Here is a 25,562-nt window from a genome sequence, read left to right on the forward strand (position 1 = left end):
CGTCAGCGCGTGAGGCCGGCCACCGAGTAGCGGCGCTCGATGCCCGCGGTGCGCCGGCCCCACTCGCTGTCCGCGACCCGTTCCTGATGCGCCCGGAACGACTCCTCGTCCGCGAACCGCTCCTGGACGGACCACACCAGCGGGTCGGCCGTCGAACCGACCTCGAAGTGCAGGCATCCGGCCTCGGCGCGCGTGCGGCGCGTGTGTTCGGGCAGGTGCGCCGCGACGGTCGCGACCTCGTCCGAGGTGCGGCACACCAGGTGCCCGGTCAGGTGGATCTCGCTCACTCGCCAACCCTACGGCCGCAGCGGCGCCGCGGGCGGCGCGCGGCCGCGTCCGGTCGGCCGCGTCCGGTGCGCGAGCCCGCCATCGCCGACGGTGGCCCCGACCCCGCCCAACTAGGCTGGTCCTCATGCTTGTCTCCCTGCTCGGCGCCGCCGAGATCCGCGCGCTCGCCGCCGACCTCGACGTCACCCCGACCAAGAAGCTGGGCCAGAACTTCGTCGTCGACGCGAACACCGTGCGCAAGATCGTGACGGCCGCGAAGGTCACGGCATCCGACCGCGTCGTCGAGGTGGGGCCCGGCCTCGGCTCGCTCACCCTCGCGATCCTCGAGACGGGGGCGCCGGTCACGGCCGTCGAGATCGACCACCGGCTCGCGGAGCGCCTTCCGGCGACCGCGGCCGCGCACGGCGTCCCCGAGGGCGCGCTCACGGTCGTCGACAACGACGCGCTCCGCGTCACCGAACTCCCCGGCGACCCGAACGTCCTCGTCGCGAACCTGCCCTACAACGTCAGCGTCCCGGTGCTGCTGCACTTCATGGAGACCTTCCCGAGCCTCGAGCGCGGCGTGGTCATGGTCCAGGCCGAGGTGGGAGAGCGGCTCGCCGCACCGCCCGGATCGAAGACCTACGGCGCTCCGAGCGTGAAAGCCGCCTGGTACGGCCGGTGGCGGCTCGCCGGGACGGTCTCGCGACAGGTGTTCTGGCCCGTTCCGAACGTCGACAGCGTGCTGGTCGGGTTCGAGCGGGATGCCGAGCCCCGCGGGTCCGAGGACGAACGCCGCCGCACGTTCGCCATCGTTGACGCCGCGTTCCAGCAGCGCCGCAAGATGCTGCGTCAGGCGCTCTCGAGCGTCCTCGGCGGGTCGTCGGCCGAGGCGAGCGCCGTCCTCGAACGGGCCGGCGTCGCGCCCACGGCCCGTGGCGAAGACCTGACGATCGAGGATTTCGTCCGCATCGCGTCGGCCTGAGCCGCTGCGCGCCGACCGCATGCGGAGGAGGGCATGCGGCATCCGTCTCCGAACGGTTCGGCGGATGTTCGCGCGTCGTTCACCGCCCCGTCCCGAAACATGCCGGTAACATTCTGGTCAGACGGGCGCGACCTGATGTGCTCGGAACGACGGAAGAAGTCCTCATGCGCCGCGCGGAACACCCCGCCGCCGAACGGGTCCTGCTCCACCTCAGCGATACGCACCTGCGCGCCCCCGGCCCGCAGCTGTTCAACCGTGTCGACGGCGCGGCCCTGCTCGCCACGGCTCTCGCGGGGATCGAGGCGAGCGGGATCGCCCCCGACGCCGTCGTCTTCACCGGCGACCTCGTCGACCTCGGCGAAGCGGCCGCCTACGACATGCTCCGGGAGCTCGTCGAGCCGTTCGCCGACCGCCTCGGCGCGAGGCTGCTGTGGGTGATGGGCAATCACGACGATCGGCCCGCGTTCCGCGCGCGGCTCCTCGATGAGGCGCCCGCCGACCCGAGCGCCCCATACGACCGCGTCGACGAGCTCGACGGTCTGCGCGTCGTGACGCTCGATTCGAGCGTGCCGGGTCGCCACCACGGCGAGATCGGCGATGCCCAGCTCGCCTGGCTGCGCGACGTCCTCGCCACGCCCGCGCCGCTCGGAACGATCCTGGCGATGCACCACCCGCCGGTTCCGAGTGTCCTGCCGCTCGCGGCGAGCGTCGAGCTGCGCGACCAGCGCCGCCTCGCCGACGTCCTCCGCGGCACCGATGTCCGCGCCATCATCGCCGGGCACCTGCACTACTCGACGTTCGCGACGTTCGCCGGCATCCCGGTGTCGGTCGCGTCATCGACCTGCTACGCGCAGGATCTGACGGTGCCCGTCGGCGGCACGCGGCCGCAGGATGCCGCGCAGGCCTACAACCTCGTGCACGTCTACGACGACACGGTCGTCCACTCGGTCGTCCCGATCACGCCGGCGAAGACGCTCGAGTACATCGACCCCGACGAGGCTCAGCGCCGGCTGGAGCGGGCGGGGGTCGCCGTCACGCGTGCCGTTCGACGGCCCGTGTCGGCACTGCGCTGACCGCGGGATCCTCCCAGGGGGCCCGCACCGGGAACAGCCGCTCGAGGAGCGCGGTGACGGCCTGCACCCGCACCGGCTCGGGCACCTCGGCATCGCCGCCGTCGTTGAGGCAGAACATGTCGACGTCGCGACGCTCCGACAGCCGGTCCATCCGCCGCAGCGAGGCCGCCTGCGTCGTCTGGAAGTACCGCACCTCGGGCGCCGTCGACGCAATCGCGCGCCCGGTGAACATCGCGTAGTAGTGGTACAGGCAGTTCGTGACCGAGACGTCGGTCGCCGAGCGGAAGCGGGATGCCGCCGTCCGGGCGATCTCGTCGGGGAACTGCTCCTCGAGCTCGAACATGACGCTGCGGCGCAGCGGCGCGGCGGAATGCTCCAGATCGCGCACGATCACCCGGCCGAAGCGCTCCTCGAGGAGGTCGCGGTTGCGGCGCAGCGCGTTGTCGTGGCCGCTGCGCGCCACGCGGTTCGGTCCGGTGCCGATGCGGACGTCGCATTCGACGAACGACGAGATCCCGGCGGGGGAGAAGAACAGCTCGGGCGAGACGGGACGGCCGAAGAACATGTCGTCGTTCGAGTACAGGAAGTGCTCGGCCAGGCCGTCGATGCGGTGCAGCTGCGCCTCGACCGCGTGGGAGTTGTGGGTCGGCAGCACCGACGTGTCGGCGAAGAACTCCTCGCTCCGGACGATGGTCACCTTGGGGTGGTCGAGGAGCCACGCCGGGGCGGGGGAGTCGGTGGCGATGAAGATGCGCCGCACCCACGGGGCGTACATGTTGACGCTCCGGAGCGCATAGCGCAGCTCGTCGACGTGCCGGTAGCGGGCCGGGCCGTCGTCGCCTTCGCCGACGACGTACTCAGAGAGCTGAGCCGCGCGCTGACGCTGGAAGTCGCTCGACGAGCCGTCGACCCACGAGAACACCATGTCGATGTCGAACGTGATCTCGCCCGGGTGCGGGTCGAACATGCCGCGCAGCGTCTGCCAGGTGCGGCCGTGCCGGTCCACGGTGACACGGTCGACGTCCTCGGTGGGGATGAGTCGACGCGTCAGATCGTTGGCGTTCGGCGCCTCGACGAGCTCCTCGCCGAAGCGCCAGAACTCCACCCGGACGGCCGTGCCCGCGCCGTAGCGCAGCGCACCGGCCAGCCGCGGCCGGAACACCCGCAGCGTCGACGGGCGGTCCGAGCTCGTGCGGTACTCCGCGAGGGGCACGGTCGTGCCGCCCTTCGGCTTGGCGTACAGCGGCTCGCGCGCGCACCGCGCGGCGAGCGCCGCGAGCGCGGCGTCACGGTCGGCGAGATCCACGACGAGGCCGGGGGCGCCCGCGGAGCGGATGAGGAGGTGCCGGATGCCGGCGGCGTCGAGCACATCGGCGATCAGGAGCAGGTCGTCGATGCGCGCCTGCTCGGGCGTGATGTCGTCATGGCGCAGATGCAGCACGCCGCCGTGCAAGGCGATGTCGTCGCGTTCGAGGAGTCTCGTCCACGATCCGCCGTCGGACGGCAGTGCGGTCAGTCGCGCCATATCTCTCCTTATGGGTGGGTCGTTCGGGTGGGCCAGCATAGGCCGGGTTCGTTTCGGAGACGTTTCGGTCGCCGCGCTCGCTAGCCTGGGGGGATGACCACCCACTACGCCGAGCGTTTCCCTGTGTCCCGCAACGGCGACACCCACCGTCCGTACCAGGCGGCATCCGATCGTTACGACGGCGGCTCGTTCCGCCAGGTCGGTGCGAGCGGCCTGTTCCTCCCCGCGATCTCGCTGGGGCTGTGGTGGAACTTCGGCGACAACATCCCGTTCGACTCTCAGCGTACCGTGCTGCGACACGCTTTCGACCGGGGGATCACGCACTTCGACCTCGCGAACAACTACGGCCCGCCGTTCGGGTCGGCGGAGACGAACTTCGGCCGCATGATGCGGGAGGACTTCCGCCCCTACCGCGACGAGATCATCGTCTCGTCGAAGGCGGGCTACGACATGTGGCCGGGGCCGTACGGCAACCAGGGATCGCGCAAGTACCTGATCGCGAGCGCCGAGCAGTCGCTGCAGCGGATGGGGCTCGACTACGTCGACATCTTCTACTCCCACCGCGCGGACACGCTCACCCCCATCGAGGAGACGGTCGGCGCGCTCGACACGCTGGTGCGCCAGGGCAAGGCCCTGTACGTCGGCGTGTCCTCCTACAGCGCGGAGCGCACCGAGCAGGCCGTCGCCGTCGCCCGGGAGCTGGGCACCCCGCTGATCATCCATCAGCCGGCGTACTCGATCCTCAACCGCTGGGTCGAGGACGGCCTCACCGACACCCTGCGCTCCGCCGGGATGGGCGCGATCGCGTTCACGCCGCTCGCGCAGGGCCTGCTCACCGACAAGTACCTGGGCGACGGCACGGCCGACCGGTCGCAGCAGCGCTCGTCGCTGCCGGGCGGCCGTCTCAGCGACACGGCGCTGCAGACGCTCCGCGGACTGAACGACATCGCCGCCGCGCGCGGGCAGTCGCTGGCGCAGCTCGCGATCCAGTGGGTGCTGCGCGACGAGGTCGTGAGCTCCGCCCTCATCGGCGCGTCGAGCACGGCGCAGCTGGACCAGAACCTCGCGGCCCTCGGCAGTGCGCCCCTCGATGCCGACGAGCTGGCCCGGATCGACGCGCTCGCCGGCGGGATCGACGTCGACCTCTGGGCGGAGTCGGCGAGCGCGTGAGCGTCGACCCGCACAGCCGGCGCGTCCACGTGCGCGCCCCCGGCAAGCTGAACCTCTACTTCGAGGTCGGCGCCGCCGGTGACGACGGCTACCACGACGTCGCCTCGGTCTATCAGGCCGTGTCGCTGTTCGAGGACGTCTGGGCCGCCCACGCCGACGAGTTCTCGATCAGCGTCAGCGGCGATGTCGACGTGTCGGGAGTGCCGCTCGACGAGCGGAACCTCGCCATGCGCGCGGCGCGGCTCGTGGCGGACGAGGCGGGCTGGACGGGCGGCATCCGTCTCGAGATCCACAAGGGCGTTCCCGTCGCGGGCGGGATGGGCGGAGGCTCGGCGGATGCCGCGGCCGCGCTCGTCGCCGTCGACGAGCTCATCCGGGCGAACCTCGGCGCGACCCGGCTGCACGAGCTGGCCGCCGGACTCGGCGCGGACGTGCCGTTCGCGCTCCACGGCGGGACCGCCGTGGGAACCGGGCGCGGCGATGAGCTCGCACCGGCGCTCACCCGCGGGCGGTTCGACTGGGTAATCGTCGGCAGCGGCGACGGCCTCTCGACGCCGGCCGTCTACGGCGAGCTCGACCGGCTGCGCGCGCAGGCGGACATCTCACCGGTCCGCGCGGTTCCGGCCGTCGAGCCTGCGGTGCTCCGGGCCCTGCGCTCGGGCGACCCCGACGAGCTGGGGGCCGCGATCCGCAACGACCTGCAGCTGGCGGCGCAGACGCTGCGACCGGGACTCGCCGATCTGCTCGACCTCGGCAGGCGGGAGGGCGCGCTCGGCGGCCTCGTCTCGGGCTCGGGACCCACCGTGGCGTTCCTGACGGCCGGTGCGGCACACGGCCGGGAGCTGGCGGGCCGCCTCCTGGCCGCCGGCCACGACGCGCGCTCCGTCTCGGGTCCCGTGGCGGGGGCGCACCTCGTCTGAGCGCGGTTGACGCGCCGTCGGGGGTCCGCTCTAGCCTGGGGGGATGAGCGATCTGACCGAAACCTTCCGCACGGCGCCTCTGGACGATGCACTCCGCCAGGCGGTCGAGGCGCAGGGCCTCGCCGTCACCCGCGTCGAGGACGGCGACCGTGAGAGCACCGACCGCTGGCTGGACGCGGTCTCCCGGGGCTTCCTGGACGGGGAGCGCAACGACACGCAGCGGCAGGCGTTCTTCGATCACACCGCCTACCGCCGGAAGATCGCCGTCACGGATCCGGGTGCGCCGGTCCCCGACGTGCCGGTGGCGACGTTCGCGTCGTGGGGCGCCGAGCTCACCCTCCCCGGCGGAGTCGTCCCCGCGTGCGCGATCAGCTCCGTCACCGTCGCGCCGACCCACCGGCGTCGCGGAGTGCTCCGCCGGCTCATGACGGGCGAGCTGCGGACGGCGGCATCGCTGGGCTTCCCGGTGGCGGTCCTGACGGCGAGCGAGGCCGGCATCTACGGCCGGTTCGGCTTCGCGCCCGCCGCGGCCGCCGCGACCTGGGAGATCGACGTCCGCCGCGCGCGCTGGATCGGGCCCGAGGCGCCGGGCCGCATCGACTTCCTCACCCGCGAGGCGGGGTGCGCGGCCGCCCCGGCCCTGCACGAGCGCGTCCGCCGCGAGGTCCCCGGCGAGATCGACATGCCGGGCGGGCACTGGGAGCGCATGTTCCGGACCCGCGCCGATGCCGAGAAGGCGGAGGAGCTGCGCGTCGTGCAGTATCGCTCGCCGGACGGGGAGGTCGACGGCCTCGCCCTCTACCGCGTCGCCGAGAACGACGACGACTACGCCGCCTCGTCGGCGACCGTCGTCTATCTGCTCGCCGCGACGGATGCCGCCTACGCGGGGCTGTGGCGGTTCCTCCTGTCGATGGATCTCATCGGCACCCTGACGGCGAGCGAGCTGTCGGTGGACGAGCCGCTGTGGTGGATGATCGCCGATCAGCGTGCCGCCACGATCACGGTCCGGGACCACCAGTACGTCCGTGTGCTCGACGTCCCCGCCGCGCTGTCGTCGCGGCGGTACGACGTCGACGACACGATCGTCTTCGAGGTCGCCGACGCGCTCGGCATCGCGGACGGCGTGTTCGTGCTCTCGGCGGGCGGCGAGCCCGGCGTGGACGCCGTGGACGAACCGCCGGTCGGGCTGCCGGTCGTCCGCCTCGGCATCGCCGAGCTGTCGGCGATCCTCGTGGGCGGGGTGTCCCCGGCGACGCTCGCGCGCGCCGGCCGGCTCGAGACCGACGACCCGGCCCGCCTCACCCGGCTGTTCGCCTCGACGGCGACCCCGCGGCTGAGCTTCTGGTACTGACGCCGGGCGAACGCACGGGCGCCGCCGCGTAGCCTGGGAGCGATGGCACATCTTCTCGGGGCTGAGGCCCTGCACCTGGAATACCCGACCAAGGTCGTCTTCGAGGGCGTCTCGCTCGGCGTCGACGAAGGCGACCGCATCGGCATCGTCGGCCGCAACGGCGACGGCAAGTCGAGCCTCATGGCGATGCTCGCCGGCCGGCGCGAGCCGGACTCCGGCCGGGTCACCGTCCGCGGCGGCGTCACGATCGGCGTCCTCGAGCAGAGCGACGTGCTCGACGACGACCTCACGGTCGGCCGCGCGGTCGTCGGCGACGGCCCCGAGCACGAGTGGGCCGGAGACGCGCGCGTCCGCGACGTCCTGGCGGGGCTCCTCGGCGATCTCGACTGGGATGCCGCGATCGGATCGCTCTCGGGCGGCCAGCGCCGCCGCGTCGCGCTGGCGAAGCTGCTCGTCGGGGACTGGGACGTGCTCGCGCTCGACGAGCCCACCAACCACCTCGACGTGGAGGGCATCGCGTGGCTCGCCGCGCACCTGAAGCGCCGCTGGTCGGCCACCTCGGGCGCGCTGATGGTGGTCACGCACGACCGGTGGTTCCTCGACGAGGTGTGCACCGCCACGTGGGAGGTCCACGACCGCATCGTCGACCCGTTCGAGGGCGGCTACGCGGCGTACATCCTGCAGCGCGTCGAGCGCGACCGGCAGGCGGCCTCCATCGAGGCGCGCCGGCAGAACCTGGCCCGCAAGGAGCTCGCCTGGCTCCGCCGCGGCGCTCCCGCGCGCACGAGCAAGCCGAAGTTCCGCATCGACGCCGCCAACGACCTGATCGCCGACGTCCCCGAGATCCGCGACCGGGTGTCGCTCCAGTCGCTCGCGGTCGCTCGCCTCGGCAAGGACGTCGTCGACCTGCTCGACGCCGGGGTGGCCTACGACGGCCGCGAGATCCTGCGCGGCGTGGAGTGGCGGATCGCGCCCGGCGAGCGCACCGGCATCCTCGGCGTCAACGGCGCCGGCAAGTCGACGCTCCTCGGGCTCGTCTCCGGCGCCGTCCAGCCCACGAGCGGACGCGTCAAGCAGGGCAAGACCGTGAAGGTCGCCACCCTCAGCCAGCGCATGGACGAGCTCGACCCGCACCTCGAGGATCCGGTGCGCGTCGTGGTGTCGCAGCTGCGCACGACGTACACGTTCGGCGCCGGCTCGAAGGCGCAGGAGCTCACGCCCGGGCAGCTGCTCGAGCGCATGGGGTTCTCGTCCGCGCAGCTCTCGACGCCCGTGAAGCACCTCTCCGGCGGCCAGAAGCGCCGGCTGCAGCTCCTGCTGATCCTGCTGGACCAGCCGAACGTCCTGATCCTCGACGAGCCCACCAACGACCTCGACACCGACATGCTCGCCGCGATCGAGGATCTCCTCGACGCCTGGGCGGGCACCCTCATCGTCGTGTCGCACGACCGCTACTTCATGGAGCGCGTCACCGATCAGCAGTACGCCGTGATGGGCGGGTCCCTCCGTCACCTCCCCGGCGGCGTCGACGAGTACCTGCGGCTGCGGGCGGCCCAGCCGGAGGCGACCGGCGCCGCCGGTGCGGCGGGGTCGGCTGCCGCGCCCGCCGCCGCGTCGTCGGAGCTGTCGGGCGCCGAGCGTCGGGCGGCGGAGAAGGAGCTGACCGCCCTCGAGCGGCGGATCGAGAAGCTCACGAAGCAGATCGACGCCGCCCGCGCCGCGCTCGCCGACCACGACCAGTCCGACTACGTCGGCCTCGGCGAGCGGATGCAGAAGATCGGTGCCATGCAGACGGAGGTGGCGGACGCCGAGGAGCAGTGGTTCGAGCTGGGGGAGCGGCTCGCCTGACGCGGCCGCCCGGCGCGTCCCCTCCGCCCGGCGTCTTCCTCAGCCCGGCCGTTCCTGCAGCGTGAGCGTCGTCCGGAAGCAGCGCGGCGCGCCCGACACCGGATCCGTGAACCGGAGCTCCCGGGCCAGCAGCTGGAGGGGCCGCGCCGGATCGTCGGGCGACTCGTCCTCGAGCACGGGGTAGAAGCGGTCGTTCAGGATGCCGAGACCGATCGAGGCGAGGTGCGCCCGCAGCTGGTGCATCCGACCGGTCCGCGGCCGCAGGAGCGTGTGCACGACCGGCAGGCCCGCGTGGGCGCCGGCGCTCGGACCGGTCCCGAGCAGCTCGACCACCGTTTCGGAGTTCGGCTCCCGCTCCCGGTCCTCGACGGCCCGCAGGCTGCCCCGGGTGGAGGTGAGGTGGCTCCGCACGACGGCGGGGAGCTCCGGCATCCGCCCCGCGGGCGCGGCGGACACCGCCTCGTAGACCTTCTCGACGGTGCGGGCGGCGAACAGGCTCTGGTACGCGCCGCGCGTCGCGGGGCGGGCGGAGAACATGAGCACCCCCGCCGTCGCGCGGTCGAGCCGGTGGATCGGGGTGAGGTCGGGGTTGTCGAGGCGGCGCCGCAGTCGCACGAGAGCCGAGTTGACGAGGAAGCCGCCGCCGGGCGTCGTCGGGAGGAAGTGCGGCTTGTCGATGACGACGAGATCGGCGTCCTGGTGCAGGATCCGCTCCGTCCCGGGGATGTCGGCCTCGACGGGCGGCTCCCGGTAGTACCAGATGAAGTCCGCGGCGCCGAGCGGAGTCGCCAGGGTCAGGCCGGTGCCGTCGATGTCGACGACCTCGCCCCGCTCGAAGCGGGCGCGGAGGATCGCCGGGTCGATGTGCGCGAAGCGGCCGACGACATAGTCCGCGACGGTCTCCCACGGGCCGGTCCGGGGTACGCGCAGCCGTGTCGGGCCGACGCCGTCACGGACGGGCAGAGGGGAACGCATCGCCATCGGTCGGGGCCGCCGCTCAGACGTCGAAGCCGAGACTGAGCTTGCGCAGGAGGCCCGCGAGTCGCTCCCGGTCCGAGCGCGAGAGCAGCCCGAGCAGCTCCGCCTCGGCGTCGACCAGGCGCGTGATGGCGGCATCCACGCGGTTGCGGCCCTCCTCGGTCAGCGTGACGAGCACGCCCCGACCGTCGCCGGGGTCGGCGGCCCGGCCGACCAGCCGACGCTCCACGAGACGGTCGATCCGGTTGGTCATGGTGCCGCTCGAGACGAGGGTCTGCTGCAGCAGCTGCTTCGGGCTCAGCGTGTAGGGCTCACCCGCGCGGCGCAGCGCCGAGAGCACATCCCACTCCCACGGCTCGAGCTCACTGCGGCGGAACGCCTCGCGGCGGGCGCGGTCGAGGTGCCGCGACAGCCGGTCGACGCGCGAGAGCACCTCGAGGGGGGAGAAGTCGAGGTCGGGCCGCTGCGCGATCCACGCGCTCACGATCCGGTCGACCTCGTCGTGTTCGGGCGCCATCCGACCATTATCGCGGGCCGGGACGCCGGGCGCAGGCGTGGCAGACTTGTCGGGCGGCTCCGGGACCCCCGGGGGACCGCGTTCCGCCGTGGTGTAATGGCAGCACGACAGCCTTTGGAGCTGTGAGGTTCAGGTTCGAGTCCTGGCGGCGGAGCATGACCGAGAACACGCTCGACACCGAGCTCGCCGTCGTCATCCTCGCCGCGGGCCAGGGGACGCGCATGAAGTCGTCGCTTCCGAAGGTGCTGCACCGCATCGGCGGTCGCCCCCTCGTCGGGCACGTCCTCGACACCGCCCGCGACCTGGGGCCCGCCCGCGTCGTCGTGGTGGTGCGGCACGAGCGGGACCAGGTCGCCGATGCGGTCCTGGGCGTCGCGCCCGAGGTGGTCGTCGTCGACCAGGACGAGATCCCGGGCACCGGTCGCGCCGTCGAGGTGGCCCTCGCCTCGCTGCCGGGCTTCACCGGCGACGTCCTCGTGCTGAGCGGCGATGTCCCGCTGCTCGACGCCGACGCGCTGACCGCCCTCGTCCGAGAGCACCGCGCCGCCCGGTCCGCCGCGACCCTGCTGAGCGCCCAGGTCGACGACCCCACCGGCTACGGCCGCGTCATCCGCGCCGCCGACGGCACCGTCGCCCGCATCGTCGAGCAGAAGGACGCCACCGCCGAGGAGGCGTCCGTGCGCGAGATCAACGCGGGGGTCTACGTCTTTCGCGCGGCCGAGCTGCGTCGGCAGCTCGAGCGCGTCGGCACGGCGAATGCGCAGGGGGAGAAGTACCTCACCGACGTCGTGGCGCTGCTGCGCGAGGAGGCGCTGCCGGTCGCGGCATCCGTCGTCGCCCGGGTCGAGCTCGTCCTGGGCGTCAACGACCGGGTGCAGCTCGCCGAGGCGGCCCGCATCCTCAACGCCCGGACGGTGCGTCGCTGGCAGCTCGCCGGGGTGAGTGTGCAGGACCCGGCGACGACCTGGATCGACGTGACCGCGACGCTGTCGCCGGATGTCACGGTCCTCCCGAACACGCACATCCTGCGCGCCACCTTCGTCGCCGAGGGCGCCACCGTCGGGCCCGACACGAGCCTCGTGGACTGCGAGGTCGGCGCCGGTGCGACGGTCACCCGCACCGACGCGACCCTCGCCGTCATCGGCGAGGGGGCGACGGTCGGCCCGTTCGCCTACCTCCGTCCCGGCACGAACCTCGGCGTCCGCGGCAAGATCGGCACGTTCGTCGAGACGAAGAACGCCACGATCGGCGAGGCGAGCAAGGTGCCGCACCTGTCGTACATCGGCGACACGACCATCGGTCGCGGCGTGAACCTCGGCGCCGGCGCGATCACGGCCAACTACGACGACCTGGCCAAGCACCGCACCGAGATCGGCGACGAGGTGCACTCCGGCTCGCACAACGTCTTCGTCGCGCCGGTTAGGATTGGGGCTGGCGCCAAGACCGGTGCCGGCGCCGTCATCCGCAAGGATGTGCCCCCCGGCGCGCTGGCTCTGAGCGTCGCCCCCCAGCGGAACATCGATGGGTGGGTCGACACGAACCGACAGGGGACGGCGGCAGCCGAGGCTGCCACCCGTGCCCGCTCCGCGGAGAACACCGAACATGGCGCGTAAGAAGAAGACGGTCGATCTCGACCGTGACCAGGCCATCGCCCCGAGCCTCGAGCTGAAGACGCGCAAGCGGCTGGTCGTCGTGTCCGGGACGACGCACCCCGACCTGGCGAAGGCGGTGTGCGCCTCGATCGGCACGCAGCTGGCCCCCACCGAGCATCGGGTCTTCGCGTCCGGCGAGATCTACGTCCGCCCGGAGGTGTCGGTCCGCGGCTGCGACGTCTTCGTCATCCAGTCCTTCGCCGACATGGTCAACAAGTCGATCATGGAGCTGCTGCTGACGCTCGACGCGCTCAAGCGCGCGTCGGCGAAGCGCATCACGGTCGTGCTGCCGTACTTCCCGTACTCGCGGCAGGACAAGAAGGGCCGGGGCCGCGAGCCGATCAGCGCCCGACTCATCGCGGACCTCCTCGGCACGGCCGGCGCCGACCGCATCATGAGCGTCGACCTGCACGCGGCGCAGATCCAGGGCTTCTTCGACGGCCCGGTCGACCACCTGTTCGCGAAGCCGGTGCTGCTCGAGCACTTCGAGAGCACCCTCTCCCAGGCCGACCGGGAGAAGCTGACGATCGTCTCGCCCGACATGGGCCGGGTCCGCGTCGCCGACAGCTGGTCCGACAGCCTCGGCGCACCACTCGCGATCATCCACAAGCGCCGCGACCCGAAGGTCGCGAACCAGGTCACCGTCAACGAGATCGTGGGCCAGGTCGAGGGCCGCGTTTGCCTCCTCGTCGACGACATGATCGACACCGGCGGGACGATCGTGAAGGCGGCGCAGGCGCTCAAGGCGAACGGCGCCGAGCGCGTCATCGTCGCCGCCACCCATGCCGTCTTCAGCCACCCGGCCGCCGAGCGGCTGCAGGACGCCGCGATCGACGAGGTCGTCGTCACCGACACGATCCCGCTCGCGGAGGACCAGCGGTTCCCGGCTCTCACCATCCTCCCGATCGCGCCGCTGCTGGCACGGGCGATCCAGGAGGTCTTCGAGGACGGTTCCGTCACGAGCATGTTCGACGGCGCCGCCTGATCGGCACCCCTCATGGCGTCGCCGCAGCCTGACACCGGATCGAGCGTCGACCGCCCGCACGGGCGGTCCGTCGCCGAGGTGGCCGAGCTGCTGCAGTCGAGCGAGGCGGGCCTCGCCGGGGCGGACGCCGCGCGCCGGCTCGCGGAGGTCGGCGCCAACGAGCTGCCGACCGCGCCGCGCACCCCGGCGTGGCGACGGTTCCTGTCGCACTTCAACGACATCCTGATCTACATCCTCCTCGGCTCGGCCGCCATCAAGGCGGTCATGGGCGACTGGCTCGAGTTCTGGGTCATCGTCGCCGTTGCGATCATCAACGCGGTGATCGGCTTCGTGCAGGAGGGGCGTGCCGAGAAGGCCCTCGCCGGCATCCGCGGCATGCTCTCCCGCGAGGCGAGCGTCCGCCGGGACGGCCGCTGGGCGACGATCCCCGCCGCCGACCTCGTCCCGGGCGACGTCGTGCGGATCGCCCCCGGCGACCGGGTGCCGGCCGATCTGCGGCTGTCCCAGGCCGTGCAGCTGCGGATCGACGAGGCCGCACTGACGGGGGAGTCGGTGCCGGCATCCAAGCAGACGGATGCCGTCGACCCCGATGCCGGGGTCGGCGACCGGCGCTCGATGGCGTTCTCGGGGACCATCGTGGCCGCCGGTCAGGGGCGGGGCATCGTGACCGCGACGGGCGCGGGCACGGAGATCGGCCGCATCCAGGAGCTCGTGCAGGACGCCGGGACGCTCCGCACACCGCTCGCCGCGCAGCTGGACTCGTTCGGCAAGGTGCTGACGGTCGTCATCCTGGGGCTCGCAGCGGTCATGCTCCTCATCGGGCGCTACCTGCACGGGCTGCCGTTCGACGAGCTCATCTCGGCCGCGATCGGGTTCGCCGTGGCCGCGATCCCCGAGGGGCTGCCGGCGCTGGTCACCATCACCCTCGCGATCGGCGTGCAGCAGATGGCGCGGCGGCACGCCATCACGCGCAAGCTGCCCGCCGTGGAGACGCTCGGGTCGGTCACGACCATCTGCTCCGACAAGACCGGCACCCTCACCAAGAACGAGATGACGGTACGGCGCCTCGTCACTCCCGTCGGCCGGTACGACGTCATCGGTCTCGGGTACGACCCCGACGGCCGGATCGTCGATGCGGGCGGCCGTGCCGCCTCGGGACCCGACCTCTCCGCCCTGCTGGCCGTCTCGACGCTGTGCAACGACGCGCACCTCGTCGAGACGGACGGCGGATGGGGTCTCGTCGGCGAGCCGACCGAAGGAGCGCTGAAAGTCGTCGCGCGCAAGGGCGGCGCCTCGTCGGAGGGCATGGTGCGCCGCGGCGTCGTCCCCTTCGACTCGGCCCACAAGTTCATGGCGACGCTCCACGAGGCGCCCGACGGTGCGCGCGCGATCCTGGTCAAGGGTGCCCCCGACCGCATCCTGCAGCGTTCGCTGACGCAGCGCGGGGCGGCCGGCGCCGAACCCCTGGACCGCGCCTCGTGGGAGCGCGCCGTCGACGAGCTGAGCGCGGAAGGCCTCCGGGTCCTCGCCGCGGCCCGCAAGCCCACACGGGCGGAGGACGTGAGCGCCGACGACCTCGTCGACCTGGAGTTCCTCGGCCTCTGGGGGATCGTCGACCCGCCCCGGCCCGAGGCCGTCGAGGCGATCGCCGACTGCCACGCCGCCGGCATCCGGGTGAAGATGATCACCGGCGATCACGCCGGCACCGCGGTCGCGATCGGCCGCGAGATGGGACTCGTCACCCCCGAGCGCAGCCGGGTCATCACCGGCCCCGAGCTCGAGGACCTGAGCCAGGACGCGCTCGCCCGCGTCGTGCGCGACGTCGACGTCTACGCGCGCACCAGCCCGGAGCACAAGATCCGCATCGTCCGGGCGCTGCAGTCCCATCGCGAGGTCGTCGCGATGACGGGCGACGGCGTCAACGACGCACCCGCCCTGACGCGCGCCGACGTGGGCATCGCGATGGGGATCAAGGGCACCGAGGCGACGAAGGAGGCCGCCGAGATCGTCCTGGCCGACGACAACTTCGCCACCATCCGCAGCGCGGTGCGGGAGGGCCGCCGCATCTACGACAACCTGCGCAAGTCGGTGGTCTTCCTGCTGCCCACCAACGGCGCGCAGTCGCTCGTCGTCCTCGCGGCCGTCGTCTTCGGGTTCACCCTGCCGCTGTCACCGGTGCAGGTGCTCTGGGTGAACATGGTGACCGCGATCACCCTGTCGCTCGCGCTCGCCTACGAGCCCGCGGAGCCCGGGATCATGACGCGGCCGCCCCGAGCCGCCGGCGGGTCGATCATCTCGCGGCGCGAGCTCGGATTCGTCCTCGCCGTCTCGCTCCTCATCGGCGGGGTGACGCTCGCGGCGTTCGGGTGGGTGCGGCAGACAGGTGCCGACCTGGACGTCGCCCGCACCGTCGCGGTGACGGTGCTCGCGTTCGGCCAGCTCGGGTTCCTGCTGAACTGCCGCTTCCTCACCCGCTCAAGCCTCACTCCCGCGGTGCTCCGGGGGAACCGGGTGGTGTGGTGGTCGGCGGCGGCGCTCCTCGCGCTGCAGCTGCTGTACACGTACGTCCCCCTGCTGAACGCCCTGTCCGACTCGCGTCCCCTCGCCGCGGAGCATTGGGGCCTGGCCCTCGCCGCCGGAGTTCTCATCTTCGCGGCCGTGGAGGCGCTCAAGCTCGGCCTGCGGCGCGTGACACTCAATGCGAACGCATAGGGAAGAGCAGGGTCCCGGCGGACCCGCGACGTTAGCGTGGGAGGACCGCTTCGCTCCGCGCCGTACGACCTCAGGGAGACGCCCATGATCCGGACCACCGCAGCACGTCCCCTCCGCGTCAGCGCCGCAGCGGCATCCGTCGCCGGCCTCGCGCTCCTCGCCGGCTGTGCGAGCCAGGGCGGCACCGGCGACGCCCCGTCCGCCGGCGACGCTCCGGCGGGCGACGCGACTGGACCGTACGCCGACGGGGAGTACACCGCGGAGGGGTCCTACCAGACGCCCGAATCCGTGGAGACGATCAGCGTGACGCTGACGCTCGCCGACGACGTGGTCACCGCCGTCGAGGTGACCGGCGACCCGACCCGCGCCGAGAGCGAGCAGTACCAGGGGCAGTTCATCGGCGGCATCTCCGACGAGGTCGTGGGCAAGAAGCTGGACGAGATCTCGGTCGACCGCGTCGCCGGGTCGTCGCTGACCAGCGGCGGGTTCACCCAGGCCCTCGACAAGATCCGCGCCGACGCCGCCGAGTGAGCGCGTCGCCGGGGTCCGGGCTCTGGCGGTTCGAGGCCATCGGGACCACCTGGCGCATCGACACCGCGCAGCCGCTCGACGCCCGCACCCGGGCCGGGGTGGGCGCCGTCATCGACCGGTTCGACCGCGACTGGTCGCGGTTCCGCTCCGACTCGCTCGTCTCCGCGCTCGCGCAGGACGGCGGGGTCGTCCCGGCGCCGCCCGACGCCGCCGTCCTGCTCGACGCCTACGCCGCGGTGTCCGACGCGACCGGCGGTGCGGTCAACCCGCTCGTCGGCGACGCGCTCGCCCGCCGCGGCTACGACGCCGGCTACTCGTTCGTCGACGGCGGCGCCGCGCCGGCGCCCGCCGCGTGGCGCGACGAGGTCCGCTGGGACGACGGGCTGCTCGCGGTGCGGCATCCGCACACGATCGACGTCGGCGCACTCGGCAAGGGCCGCCTCGTCGACCTGGTGCTCGCCGAAGTGAGGGCCGGCGGCGGGGGCGGAGCGGTCGTCGACGCCGGCGGCGACGTGGCCGTGTCCGGCACGACGCAGCGCATCGCCCTCGAGCATCCGTACGACTCGGCTCGTGCGATCGGGGTGTGGGCGGTGACGGATGCGGCGCTCTGCGCGTCGGCGACGAACCGGCGGGCCTGGGGCGACGGCCTGCATCATGTGCTCGACGCCCGCACCGGCGAGCCGGTGCGTCGCTACGCGGCGACCTGGGCGGTCGCACCGGATGCGATGATGGCAGATGCCGTCGCCACGGCGCTGTTCTTCGAAGGCGGCCCCCGCCTCGCGGCGCAATGGCACGTCGCCTGGGTGCGCATGCGCACGGACGGCGCCGTCGAATGGTCCCCGACTAGCGAAGCGGAGCTCTTCACGTGATCTCGATGTTCACCGCGGCCTGGAACCGGATGTTCGCGCTCCTCGGCCGGGTCTCCATGTACCGCATGGTGCTGCTCGCGCTCGGGACCCTCACGATCATCGCGTTCCTCCTCTCCTTCACCGGTCAGCTCGCGGCCGGTCCGCTAGAGATCCTCGCGACCTCGGCCGTGCTGGTCGTCGCCATCGCCGCCGTCGACGTCCTCGCGCACCGGCTCCTGCTGCACCGGGCCTGGCGGATCGAGTCGGCGCTGATCACGGCCGCGATCCTGCTGTTCGTCCTGCGGCCGACCACCGACCCGGTCGCGCTCCTCGGCATCGCGGTGGCGGGAGTGCTGGCATCCGCATCGAAGTACCTGCTCGCGTGGCAGGGCCGGCACATCTTCAACCCGGCCGCCGTCGGAGCGGCCGCGCTCACCGCCTTGAGCATCGCCTTCCCGGCGCTCGGGTCGTCGTGGTGGTGGGTCGGCTCCCCGCTGCTCGCCGGCCCGGTCCTGGTCCTCGGCGCGATCGTGCTGCTGCGGACCGAGAAGATCCGCGTCGTCGGCCTGTTCGTCGTGGTCGCCGTCGTCGTCGGGACCGTGCGCAGCGTCCTCCAGGCGCAGCAGGCGGGGCTCGGCATCGACCTGGGGCTCACGCTGTCGCAGGTCGCGTTCTCCTCGCCGATCCTGTTCCTCGGTGCCTTCATGCTGTCCGAGCCGCTCACGCTGCCGCCCCGGCGCCGGCAGCAGGCGATCGTGGCGGTGGTCGTCGGCGTGCTGGTCGGCTGGCCGATCCCGCTGGGGGAGATGACCCTCGGCCAGGAGCGCGCGCTGCTGATCGGCAACCTGGTCGCCTTCCTCTTCGCGATGCGCACGGCGGTGCGGCTCACGATCGTGGACCGCACGTCCCTCACCCCGTCGGTCCGGGAGCTCAGCTTCCGCGCCGAGCGGCCGGTGCGTTTCGCGCCGGGGCAGTACCTCGAGCTCGAGGTGCCGCACCCGCACCCCGATGCCCGCGGCACCCGGCGGGAGTTCAGCATCCTGTCGTCCCCCGCCGAGCTGCCCATCGTGAAGATCGCGATGCGGGAGGGCTCGCAGTCCAGCTACAAGAAGGCGCTCGCGCAGGCGGCGCCGGGCGACGAGCTCGCGATCACCGGCATCTGGGGGGACTTCGTGCTGCCCCGGAAGACGTCCACGCCCGTGCTGATGGTCGCGGCGGGCATCGGGGTGACGCCGTTCGTCTCGCAGCTGCGGCACATGCGGCTCGCCGACGAGGGTCGCGACGTCGTGTTCGTCTATGTCGCCTCGGGCTCGGACGAGCTCGCCTTCCGTGAGGATCTCACCGCGGCGGGCATCCCCGTCGTCGTCGTCACCCGCGATGAGCCCGCCGACCTTCCGGAGGGGTGGCGCTGGGCGGGAGGCAGCCGGCTCGACGCCGAGGGGCTGCTGCGACTCGTCCCCGACATCGCGGCACGGCACGCCTACGTGTCGGGTCCGCCGGCGCTCATCGCGAGCCTCGCGCCCGCACTGGAGCGGGCGCGCGCGATCACGACGGACGCCTTCAGCGGGTACTGAGCGGCGCTGCGCGGCGATCAGGCGGCGGGCGAGTCCGGCCGCGCGGGCAGGCGGACCTCGAACGTCGTCGATCCCGGGACGGATGTCACGGTGATCGTGCCGCCGTGCGCGTCGACGATGGCCTTCGCGATCGACAGACCCAGTCCGGTGCCGCCGGTCTGCCGTGCCCGGGACGAGTCCGCACGGGCGAACCGCTCGAACAGCCCGCCGGCGACGGCGGGATCGATCCCGGGACCGTCGTCGGTGACGCGGAGGACGGCGGCGCTGTCGTCGACGACGACCGACGTGGTCACGGTCGTCCCCGTCGGTGTGTGCACCCGCGCGTTCGCGAGGAGGTTCGCCGCGACCTGGTGCAGGCGCGACGCGTCGCCGGCTACCACGACCGGCTCGTGCGCGACCTCCAGCACCCAGTCGTGGTCGGGACCCGCGGCACGCGCATCCGACACCGCTTCGACGGCGAGCCGGGTGAGATCCACGGCGCCGTACACCAGCTCGGTGCCCTCATCGAGCCGGGCGAGCAGCAGCAGGTCCTCGACGAGGGCCGTCATCCGCAGCGACTGCGCCTGGATCCGCTCGAGCGACTCGCGGGTCGTCTCCGCCACGATCGGGGACACGTCCCCGCCCGCCGCCTCCTGCTGACGGATGCCGCGCAGCGAGAGCTCCGAGTAGCCGCGGATCGACGCGAGCGGCGTCCGCAGCTCGTGGCTGGCATCCGCCACGAACGCCCGCATCCGCTCCTCGTTGCGCTGGCGCGCGGACAGCGACGAGTCGACGTGGTCGAGCAGCGTGTTCAGGGCGCTGCCGACCCGGCCGATCTCGGTGTGATCGTCGGTGTCCTCGGCGGGGACCCGCTCGGAGATGGTCACGGCGCCCTCGGACATCGGGACGGACGCCACCCGGGCGGCCGTGTCGGCGACCGAGCGCAGCGGAGCGAGACTGCTGCGGATGATGAGCGAGATGACGGCCGCCAGCACCAGCATGCCGCCGGAGGTCAGCAGGGCGACGGTCGTGACGACGCGCGCCGTGATGTCGGTCATCTCGGAGGTCGGCATCCCGACGATCGAGAACACCCCGCTCGGGTCGCTGGCGACGAGGACGCGATACTCCCCGAGCCCGCGGAAGGTGGCGGTCCACCAGCCCTGCGCGGGCAGCCGGTCGGAGAGGTCCACCTGATCGTCCCGCATCGCCGAGACGGCGCCGTCGGAGGTCACGTACGCGCCGGAGAGTCCCGCCAGGTTGTTGACGATGAGCAGCGTGCCCGGCTCCTGCCGGCCGCCCTGCAGGATCTGCTCGGCGCTCTGCCCCGCCGACCAGTGGACGTTCTGCTGAGCCGTCCGCACCTGCGTGTCGAGGTTGTCGCGCACGATGGTGCCGAGGATCGCCCCGGTCGCGAGCCCCACCGCGATGAGGATGACCGACACGAAGGAGATGACCGCGACGATGAGCCGGGCCTGCAGGCTCCACCGGCGTGCGAACAGGGCGGACAGGCGGTTCACTGCGGCGCTTTGATCATGTAGCCGACGCCGCGGACGGTGTGGATGAGCGGCTCCTTGCCGGCGTCGATCTTCTTGCGGAGGTAGGAGATGTACAGCTCGACGACGCTCGAGCGACCGCCGAAGTCGTAGTTCCAGACGCGGTCCAAAATCTGGGCCTTCGACAGCACGCGCCGCTGATTGCGCATGAGGTAGCGCAGCAGTTCGAACTCGGTCGCGGTGAGCTCGATCTCGTCGGCGCCCCGGACCACCTCGTGGGAGTCCTCGTTGAGGGTGAGGTCGCCCACCCGGAGGATCGGGTCGGCGGCGCCGGCCGAGGCGCCGGAGCGGCGCATCAGGCCCCGGAGACGGGCCACGACCTCCTCGAGGCTGAACGGCTTCGTGACGTAGTCGTCCCCACCCGCCGTGAGCCCGGCGACACGGTCGGCGACGGAGTCCTTGGCGGTGAGGAACAGGACCGGCACGTCGTCGCCGCTCTGGCGGAGCCGCTGCAGCACCGCCATGCCGTCGAGGTCGGGCATCATGATGTCGAGGACCATGGCGTCCGGGCTGAACTCGCGTGCCGCGGCCAGGGCGTCGAAGCCCGAGGACGCGGTCCGCACCTCCCAGCCCTCCATGCGCAGAGCCATCGACAGCAGGTCGGTGAGCATCTGCTCGTCGTCCACCACGAGGACGCGCAGGGGGGAACCGTCGGGGCGGGCGAGGGCGGGGGCGGGAGCGGTCATCCTTCCATTGTGCTCGTCGGCCTTTGTGTTTCCTATGAGGTGGCCCGGGCGCGCGCGCCGGCCCTCTGTCGCATGTCGTGGGCGCTCGGTACGGTGTGCGTCATGACGTTGGAGGAACTCGCCTCGGCTGCGCCGGGCGTCGTGGTCACCCCGGCCGACGAGGAGTGGGATGCCGCACGGCGCTTCCACTCCGGCATCGGGACGCCGGCGGTCGTCGTCCGGGCGCGCACGGTCGACGACGTCCGTGCCGCTGTGCGCCATGCCGCCGCCCTCTCGCTGCCGGTGCTGGTGCGCAGCGGGGGACACGGACCCTGGGGAGCCCTCGACGGCGGCCTGACGATCGACCTCGCCGGCCTCGCCGGGATCGTCGTCGACGGGACGACCGTCCGGGTGGGCGGCGGTGCCCGGTGGGGCGACGTCGCTCGCACGCTCGCCGGGCACGGACTCGGTCTCAGCTCGGGGGACACCGCCTCCGTCGGCGTGGGCGGGCTCACGCTCGGCGGCGGGATCGGATGGATGGTCCGCGCGTGGGGCCTCGCCGCCGATCAGCTCGTCGGCGTGCAGCTGGTGACGGCGGCGGGCGACGTCGTCGAGGCGACGGATGCCACGGACCCGGGGCTCCTCTGGGCGCTCCGCGGCGGCGGCGGCAACTTCGGCGTGGTGACGCGCTTCGACTTCCGCGCCTCCCCGCTGCCCGCGGTCGTCTTCGCGACGCTCACCGTCACGGGGGATCCGGCCGAGGCGCTCCGCGTGCTGCGCGACACGATGGACCGCGCGCCCCGCGAGCTGACGGCGACCTACATGGATGTGCCGGCGATGGACCCCAGCGCTCCGGCCGGCGCGACGATCACGGCCTGCTGGATCGGTGACGATGTGACGGCCGCGCGCGCCGCGCTCGGCCCGGTCCTCGCCTCTGGGGCGGTCGGCGACGTCGAGATCGGCATCCGCTCGTATCCGGAGATCCTGCTCGAGATGCCGGCCGCGGACCCCGATCAGCCGATGCCCGGCTTCGTCGGCGGCAACACGATGCTCCGCGAGCTGACCGACGAGGCGATCGCGGCGCTCGTCGCATTCCGCGCCGGGAATCCCGCCTCGGTGCTCTTCCTGCGGTCACTGGGCGGCGCGTTCGGCGAGGTGCCGGCGGATGCCACGGCGTTCGCCGCCCGCGATGCGACGTGGTTCGCGATGGCCGGGGCCTTCGACATCCCCGGGCTGCTCGACGACGCCGGACGCGGCGCGGCGGTCCGCGACTGGGCGGTCATCGAGGGGCTCGGAGCCGGTGTCTACGGCAACTTCACCACGTCGATGGAACCCTCCTGGGTGCCTCGCATGTTCCCGCCCGCCACCCTCGCGCGGCTGACGGCGCTCAAGGGGGAATGGGACCCGGGCAACGTGTTCGCGCGGAACCACAATCTCGCACCCCGCTGACGGGCGTGCGGGGCTCCGTCAGCGCCGCGGCGGCGCCGGCGAGAGCAGGAAGGCGAGGAGCAGCATGAGCAGCATGCCGACGACCGCGCCGCCCGTGTTGGCGACGATGTCGCGCACATCCGAGATGCGGGTGTCGAGGAGCGTCGCCTGCAGCGCCTCGATCGCGAGGCTCAGCGCGAGTCCGAGCAGGGGAGCCGTCCACCAGCCACGGACGCCGAACCACAGCACCGCGAACAGGCCGAGCGGGACGAACATCGCGACGTTCGCCGAGAACTCGACCACGGTGAAGGTGATCCACCGCGTCGACTCGCGCTCTGCGAACCACGCGAGCACCCGGTCGAGCACCCCGGCGATGTCGGACCCGTAGGGCTGCGCGCGGAGCGTGATCCACGCCACCGCCCACAGGTACAGCCCCGACAGCCCCGCGAGCACGACCCGCGCCGCCGCGCGGTGGACCCGCAGCGCCGCGTCGGTGCGGGTCAGTGCGTGTCCTCTGCCGAGACCTCGCTGCGATCTCCGGACCACACCGTGTGGAAGGTGCCGTCCTTGTCGATGCGCTTGTAGGTGTGGGCGCCGAAGAAGTCGCGCTGACCCTGGATGAGGGCCGCGGGGAGACGGTCCGCGCGGAGGCCGTCGTAGTACGCGAGCGACGAGCTGAAGGCGGGTGCGGGGATGCCGGCGGCCGCCGCGACCTGGACGATCGAGCGCCAGGCGTCCTGCGTGCGGCCGAGCGCCTCGACGAAGTACGGCGCGGTGAGCAGGACCGGGAGGTCGGACTCGGCGTCGTACGCGTCGGCGATCCGGTTGAGGAACTGGGCGCGGATGATGCAGCCGCCGCGCCAGATCTTGCTCACCGCGCCGAGGTCGATGTTCCAGTCGTACTGCGCGGCGCCCGCGCGGATCTCGTCGAAGCCCTGCGAGTACGCGACGATCTTCGACGCGTAGAGCGCGAGGCGGACCTGCTCGATGAACGCGTCGGTGTCCTCGACCGTGAAGTCCTCGGAGGACGGGCCGGGCAGCGCACCCGACACGTCACGCTGCTCACGGTGGGACGACAGCGACCGGGCGAAGGTGGCCTCGGCGATGCCCGAGACGGGGACGCCCAGGTCGAGGGCGGTCTGCACGGTCCAGGCTCCGGTGCCCTTGGCGCCCGCCTCGTCGACGATGACGTCGATGAGCGGCCGGCCCGTGGTGGCATCCGTCTGGCGGAGGACCTCGGCGGTGATCTCGATCAGGTAGGACTCGAGCTCGCCGGAGTTCCACTCGGCGAAGATGTCGGCGATCTCGGCGGGCGTCTTGCCGGTGCCGCGGCGGATGAGGTCGTACGCCTCGGCGATGAGCTGCATGTCGGCGTACTCGATGCCGTTGTGCACCATCTTGACGAAGTGGCCCGCGCCGTCGTGGCCGACGTGCGTGACGCACGGCTCGCCCTCGGCGACCGCCGCGATCGAGCGGAGGATCGGGCCGAGCGTGACCCACGCCTCGTCGGGGCCGCCGGGCATGAGCGACGGCCCGTTGAGGGCGCCCTCCTCGCCGCCGGACACGCCCATGCCGACGAAATTGAAACCGGCTTCGCGGACCGACTTCTCGCGGCGGATGGTGTCGGTGAACAGGCTGTTCCCGCCGTCGATGATGATGTCGCCGGGCTCGAAGACGCGCATCAGCTCGTCGATCACCGCGTCGGTGGCGCGGCCGGCCTTGACCATGATGATCGCGGTGCGCGGCTGCTGCAGCGAGGCGGCGAACTCCTCGTAGGAGAAGGCGGGCACGAACTCCGCCTCGGGGTGGGTCTCGACGAGCTCGTCGGTCTTGGAGCGCGAGCGGTTGAAGACGGCCACCGTGTTGCCCTCACGGGAGGCGAGGTTGCGCGCCAGGTTCGAGCCCATCACCGCGAGGCCGACGACGCCGATGTTCGCGGGACCGCTGCCGGAGCCCACGCCCTCGGACTCAGCGGCCGGCGTGGTCGGACGGTCGACCTCCTCCGGCTGCGGCGCACCCTCGTGCTGCTGAGTGGCCTCGTCCGGCGCCTGGTCCTGATCGGTCGAGGGGCCGGTGGGTGAGGGGGTCGACGCCATGCGTAGCTCCAGGTCTGCGTGAGGTGTGAGCGTGGGTGAGAAGGTCGGGGACGATCGAGGATCCGTCCACGAGCCCCATCGTAGTGGGCGGCCATCGCGGCGGTGCCGGACATGACGGAGCCCCCGACCGCGTGCGCGTCGAGGGCTCCGTACCCGCCGGGTGGCTCTGCTCAGTCGTTGTACTGGTTCGAGCGGCCCATGCTGTAGAACGCGCCCACGGTCAGCAGTGTCGTCGCCGCCGTGAGTGCGCCCACGAACCACAGCAGTGCGTGCGACATCCATCCGTTGTCCATCGTTCCTCCGTCGATAAGGGTGGACTGCCATCGTATCGGCCGGTGCGGGCCGGTCCGGCGTCGGCCCGAACGGTATCGTGGCGCGGGATGAACAGGGGAGGCGCCGCGTGAGGGTCGTCGTGATGGGGCCGAGCGGGTCCGGCAAGTCCGTGGCGGGGGCAGGTGTCGCCACCCGCCTGCAGGCGACGTTCGTGGATGCGGACGACCTGCATCCGGCGGCGAACATCGAGAAGATGGCGGCGGGCATCCCGCTCACCGATGCCGACCGGGAACCGTGGCTCGACGTCGTCGGGGCGGAGCTGGCCGCCGCGGACGGGATCGTCGTCGCCTGCTCGGCGCTGCGCCGCAGCTACCGGGACCGGATCCGCGCGGCGGCCCCCGACGTGCGGTTCGTCGAGCTGGTCGTCGATGAGGAGGAACTCCACCGGCGGATGACGACTCGCGCGCACTTCATGCCGCCGGCGCTGCTCGCGTCGCAGCTGAGCACCCTCGAGCACCTCGACGACGACGAGCACGGGGTCCAGGTGGACGGCCACGACCACCTGGAGGACGTCGTGGCGCAGGCCGTCGCCGCCCTCCGCGCCGGCTGACCGGGTCGATCCCGAGGCCACG

At 72.5% G+C, this 25,562-nt stretch carries 23 protein-coding genes and 1 tRNA gene; 15 read left to right on the top strand and 9 right to left on the bottom strand.

Annotation, left to right across the window (positions count from 1 at the left end):
* Positions 1–2: 2 nt before the first annotated feature.
* A complete protein-coding gene (locus tag AB3M83_RS06585; protein WP_412946200.1) occupies positions 3–287 on the bottom strand; it encodes a putative quinol monooxygenase in 285 nt (94 codons plus the stop codon).
* Between the two features lie 125 nt (positions 288–412).
* On the opposite strand from AB3M83_RS06585, the gene rsmA reads away from it, so the two are divergent.
* A complete protein-coding gene (rsmA, locus tag AB3M83_RS06590) occupies positions 413–1,252 on the top strand; it encodes a 16S rRNA (adenine(1518)-N(6)/adenine(1519)-N(6))-dimethyltransferase RsmA (protein ID WP_412946203.1) in 840 nt (279 codons plus the stop codon).
* A gap of 164 nt (positions 1,253–1,416) precedes the next feature.
* Positions 1,417–2,325 carry a phosphodiesterase gene (locus tag AB3M83_RS06595; RefSeq protein ID WP_412946205.1) on the top strand — a complete coding sequence of 303 codons (909 nt, stop codon included), beginning with the start codon at positions 1,417–1,419 and terminating at the stop codon, positions 2,323–2,325.
* Here the strand turns inward: AB3M83_RS06595 and AB3M83_RS06600 are convergent.
* Positions 2,285–3,850 carry a stealth family protein gene (locus AB3M83_RS06600; RefSeq protein WP_412946207.1) on the bottom strand — a complete coding sequence of 522 codons (1,566 nt, stop codon included), beginning with the start codon at positions 3,848–3,850 and terminating at the stop codon, positions 2,285–2,287. The two genes, AB3M83_RS06595 and AB3M83_RS06600, sit on opposite strands and share 41 nt — an antisense overlap.
* Positions 3,851–3,943: 93 nt before the next feature.
* On the opposite strand from AB3M83_RS06600, the gene AB3M83_RS06605 reads away from it, so the two are divergent.
* Genes AB3M83_RS06605 through AB3M83_RS06620 form a run of 4 tightly spaced genes read left to right on the top strand, consistent with a single transcriptional unit; the run spans position 3,944 to position 9,139 of the window.
* Complete coding sequence (locus AB3M83_RS06605) at positions 3,944–5,020, top strand: aldo/keto reductase (protein ID WP_412946209.1); 1,077 nt, start codon at positions 3,944–3,946, stop codon at positions 5,018–5,020.
* The gene (locus tag AB3M83_RS06610; protein WP_412946212.1) at positions 5,017–5,940 is read left to right on the top strand and encodes a 4-(cytidine 5'-diphospho)-2-C-methyl-D-erythritol kinase; all 924 of its coding nucleotides are present in this window, start codon (positions 5,017–5,019) and stop codon (positions 5,938–5,940) included. Before AB3M83_RS06605 ends, AB3M83_RS06610 begins: the two co-directional genes overlap by 4 nt.
* A 43-nt stretch (positions 5,941–5,983) precedes the next feature.
* A complete protein-coding gene (locus AB3M83_RS06615) occupies positions 5,984–7,291 on the top strand; it encodes a GNAT family N-acetyltransferase (protein ID WP_412946214.1) in 1,308 nt (435 codons plus the stop codon).
* A gap of 42 nt (positions 7,292–7,333) precedes the next feature.
* Complete coding sequence (locus AB3M83_RS06620) at positions 7,334–9,139, top strand: ABC-F family ATP-binding cassette domain-containing protein (protein WP_412946216.1); 1,806 nt, start codon at positions 7,334–7,336, stop codon at positions 9,137–9,139.
* Between the two features lie 39 nt (positions 9,140–9,178).
* On the opposite strand, the gene AB3M83_RS06625 is transcribed toward AB3M83_RS06620, so the two are convergent.
* Positions 9,179–10,120 (bottom strand): pseudouridine synthase, encoded by a 942-nt coding sequence (locus tag AB3M83_RS06625; protein WP_412946218.1) that lies wholly within the window; start codon positions 10,118–10,120, stop codon positions 9,179–9,181.
* 16 nt (positions 10,121–10,136) lie between these two features.
* Positions 10,137–10,634 carry a MarR family winged helix-turn-helix transcriptional regulator gene (locus tag AB3M83_RS06630; RefSeq protein ID WP_412946221.1) on the bottom strand — a complete coding sequence of 166 codons (498 nt, stop codon included), beginning with the start codon at positions 10,632–10,634 and terminating at the stop codon, positions 10,137–10,139.
* 82 nt (positions 10,635–10,716) lie between these two features.
* Here AB3M83_RS06630 and AB3M83_RS06635 point away from each other — a divergent pair.
* The 7 genes from AB3M83_RS06635 (at position 10,717) to AB3M83_RS06665 (ending at position 18,936) form a co-directional block, all read left to right on the top strand.
* A tRNA-Gln gene (locus AB3M83_RS06635) sits at positions 10,717–10,788 on the top strand.
* Position 10,789: 1 nt separating this feature from the next.
* Positions 10,790–12,247: a bifunctional UDP-N-acetylglucosamine diphosphorylase/glucosamine-1-phosphate N-acetyltransferase GlmU gene (gene glmU, locus AB3M83_RS06640; RefSeq protein WP_412946223.1), complete on the top strand. Its 1,458-nt coding sequence runs from the start codon at positions 10,790–10,792 to the stop codon at positions 12,245–12,247.
* Positions 12,237–13,271 (top strand): ribose-phosphate diphosphokinase, encoded by a 1,035-nt coding sequence (locus tag AB3M83_RS06645; RefSeq protein ID WP_412946224.1) that lies wholly within the window; start codon positions 12,237–12,239, stop codon positions 13,269–13,271. Before glmU ends, AB3M83_RS06645 begins: the two co-directional genes overlap by 11 nt.
* Before the next feature lie 12 nt (positions 13,272–13,283).
* Complete coding sequence (locus tag AB3M83_RS06650; RefSeq protein WP_412946226.1) at positions 13,284–15,983, top strand: cation-translocating P-type ATPase; 2,700 nt, start codon at positions 13,284–13,286, stop codon at positions 15,981–15,983.
* 84 nt (positions 15,984–16,067) lie between these two features.
* Positions 16,068–16,514 carry an FMN-binding protein gene (locus AB3M83_RS06655; RefSeq protein ID WP_412946228.1) on the top strand — a complete coding sequence of 149 codons (447 nt, stop codon included), beginning with the start codon at positions 16,068–16,070 and terminating at the stop codon, positions 16,512–16,514.
* On the top strand, positions 16,511–17,383 hold the full coding sequence (locus AB3M83_RS06660) for an FAD:protein FMN transferase (protein WP_412946231.1): 873 nt from the start codon (positions 16,511–16,513) through the stop codon (positions 17,381–17,383). The genes AB3M83_RS06655 and AB3M83_RS06660 overlap by 4 nt, the downstream gene beginning before the upstream one ends.
* The gene (locus AB3M83_RS06665; RefSeq protein WP_412946233.1) at positions 17,380–18,936 is read left to right on the top strand and encodes an FAD-dependent oxidoreductase; all 1,557 of its coding nucleotides are present in this window, start codon (positions 17,380–17,382) and stop codon (positions 18,934–18,936) included. Before AB3M83_RS06660 ends, AB3M83_RS06665 begins: the two co-directional genes overlap by 4 nt.
* Before the next feature lie 17 nt (positions 18,937–18,953).
* Here AB3M83_RS06665 and AB3M83_RS06670 read toward each other — a convergent pair whose 3' ends face one another.
* On the bottom strand, positions 18,954–20,432 hold the full coding sequence (locus tag AB3M83_RS06670) for a sensor histidine kinase (RefSeq protein ID WP_412946235.1): 1,479 nt from the start codon (positions 20,430–20,432) through the stop codon (positions 18,954–18,956).
* Positions 20,429–21,154: a response regulator transcription factor gene (locus AB3M83_RS06675; RefSeq protein ID WP_412946237.1), complete on the bottom strand. Its 726-nt coding sequence runs from the start codon at positions 21,152–21,154 to the stop codon at positions 20,429–20,431. The genes AB3M83_RS06670 and AB3M83_RS06675 overlap by 4 nt, the downstream gene beginning before the upstream one ends.
* Before the next feature lie 102 nt (positions 21,155–21,256).
* Between AB3M83_RS06675 and AB3M83_RS06680 the strand changes: the two genes are divergently transcribed.
* A complete protein-coding gene (locus AB3M83_RS06680; RefSeq protein WP_412946240.1) occupies positions 21,257–22,582 on the top strand; it encodes an FAD-binding oxidoreductase in 1,326 nt (441 codons plus the stop codon).
* A gap of 18 nt (positions 22,583–22,600) precedes the next feature.
* Here the strand turns inward: AB3M83_RS06680 and AB3M83_RS06685 are convergent, their stop codons facing one another.
* The 3 genes from AB3M83_RS06685 to AB3M83_RS06695 form a co-directional block, all read right to left on the bottom strand.
* A complete protein-coding gene (locus AB3M83_RS06685) occupies positions 22,601–23,107 on the bottom strand; it encodes a VanZ family protein (protein ID WP_412946243.1) in 507 nt (168 codons plus the stop codon).
* Positions 23,062–24,657: an NADP-dependent phosphogluconate dehydrogenase gene (gene gndA, locus AB3M83_RS06690; protein ID WP_412946245.1), complete on the bottom strand. Its 1,596-nt coding sequence runs from the start codon at positions 24,655–24,657 to the stop codon at positions 23,062–23,064. The genes AB3M83_RS06685 and gndA overlap by 46 nt, the downstream gene beginning before the upstream one ends.
* Before the next feature lie 170 nt (positions 24,658–24,827).
* Positions 24,828–24,950 carry a hypothetical protein gene (locus AB3M83_RS06695; RefSeq protein ID WP_412946247.1) on the bottom strand — a complete coding sequence of 41 codons (123 nt, stop codon included), beginning with the start codon at positions 24,948–24,950 and terminating at the stop codon, positions 24,828–24,830.
* 122 nt (positions 24,951–25,072) lie between these two features.
* Between AB3M83_RS06695 and AB3M83_RS06700 the strand changes: the two genes are divergently transcribed.
* Complete coding sequence (locus AB3M83_RS06700; protein WP_412947828.1) at positions 25,073–25,540, top strand: gluconokinase; 468 nt, start codon at positions 25,073–25,075, stop codon at positions 25,538–25,540.
* Positions 25,541–25,562 lie beyond the last annotated feature (22 nt).

The sequence above is a fragment of the Microbacterium pasadenense genome (genome assembly GCF_047246565.1).
Lineage (GTDB): Bacteria > Actinomycetota > Actinomycetes > Actinomycetales > Microbacteriaceae > Microbacterium.

Coding starts and splice junctions, on each gene's coding strand:
- AB3M83_RS06675 (WP_412946237.1), bottom strand. CDS start 21,154: ATGACCGCTCCCGCCCCCGCCCTCGCCCGCCCCGACGGTTCCCCCCTG.
- AB3M83_RS06600 (WP_412946207.1), bottom strand. CDS start 3,850: ATGGCGCGACTGACCGCACTGCCGTCCGACGGCGGATCGTGGACGAGA.
- AB3M83_RS06655 (WP_412946228.1), top strand. CDS start 16,068: ATGATCCGGACCACCGCAGCACGTCCCCTCCGCGTCAGCGCCGCAGCG.
- glmU (WP_412946223.1), top strand. CDS start 10,790: ATGACCGAGAACACGCTCGACACCGAGCTCGCCGTCGTCATCCTCGCC.
- AB3M83_RS06700 (WP_412947828.1), top strand. CDS start 25,073: ATGGGGCCGAGCGGGTCCGGCAAGTCCGTGGCGGGGGCAGGTGTCGCC.
- AB3M83_RS06680 (WP_412946240.1), top strand. CDS start 21,257: ATGACGTTGGAGGAACTCGCCTCGGCTGCGCCGGGCGTCGTGGTCACC.
- rsmA (WP_412946203.1), top strand. CDS start 413: ATGCTTGTCTCCCTGCTCGGCGCCGCCGAGATCCGCGCGCTCGCCGCC.
- AB3M83_RS06630 (WP_412946221.1), bottom strand. CDS start 10,634: ATGGCGCCCGAACACGACGAGGTCGACCGGATCGTGAGCGCGTGGATC.
- gndA (WP_412946245.1), bottom strand. CDS start 24,657: ATGGCGTCGACCCCCTCACCCACCGGCCCCTCGACCGATCAGGACCAG.
- AB3M83_RS06595 (WP_412946205.1), top strand. CDS start 1,417: ATGCGCCGCGCGGAACACCCCGCCGCCGAACGGGTCCTGCTCCACCTC.
- AB3M83_RS06605 (WP_412946209.1), top strand. CDS start 3,944: ATGACCACCCACTACGCCGAGCGTTTCCCTGTGTCCCGCAACGGCGAC.
- AB3M83_RS06645 (WP_412946224.1), top strand. CDS start 12,237: ATGGCGCGTAAGAAGAAGACGGTCGATCTCGACCGTGACCAGGCCATC.
- AB3M83_RS06615 (WP_412946214.1), top strand. CDS start 5,984: ATGAGCGATCTGACCGAAACCTTCCGCACGGCGCCTCTGGACGATGCA.
- AB3M83_RS06650 (WP_412946226.1), top strand. CDS start 13,284: ATGGCGTCGCCGCAGCCTGACACCGGATCGAGCGTCGACCGCCCGCAC.
- AB3M83_RS06625 (WP_412946218.1), bottom strand. CDS start 10,120: ATGGCGATGCGTTCCCCTCTGCCCGTCCGTGACGGCGTCGGCCCGACA.
- AB3M83_RS06620 (WP_412946216.1), top strand. CDS start 7,334: ATGGCACATCTTCTCGGGGCTGAGGCCCTGCACCTGGAATACCCGACC.
- AB3M83_RS06695 (WP_412946247.1), bottom strand. CDS start 24,950: ATGGACAACGGATGGATGTCGCACGCACTGCTGTGGTTCGTGGGCGCA.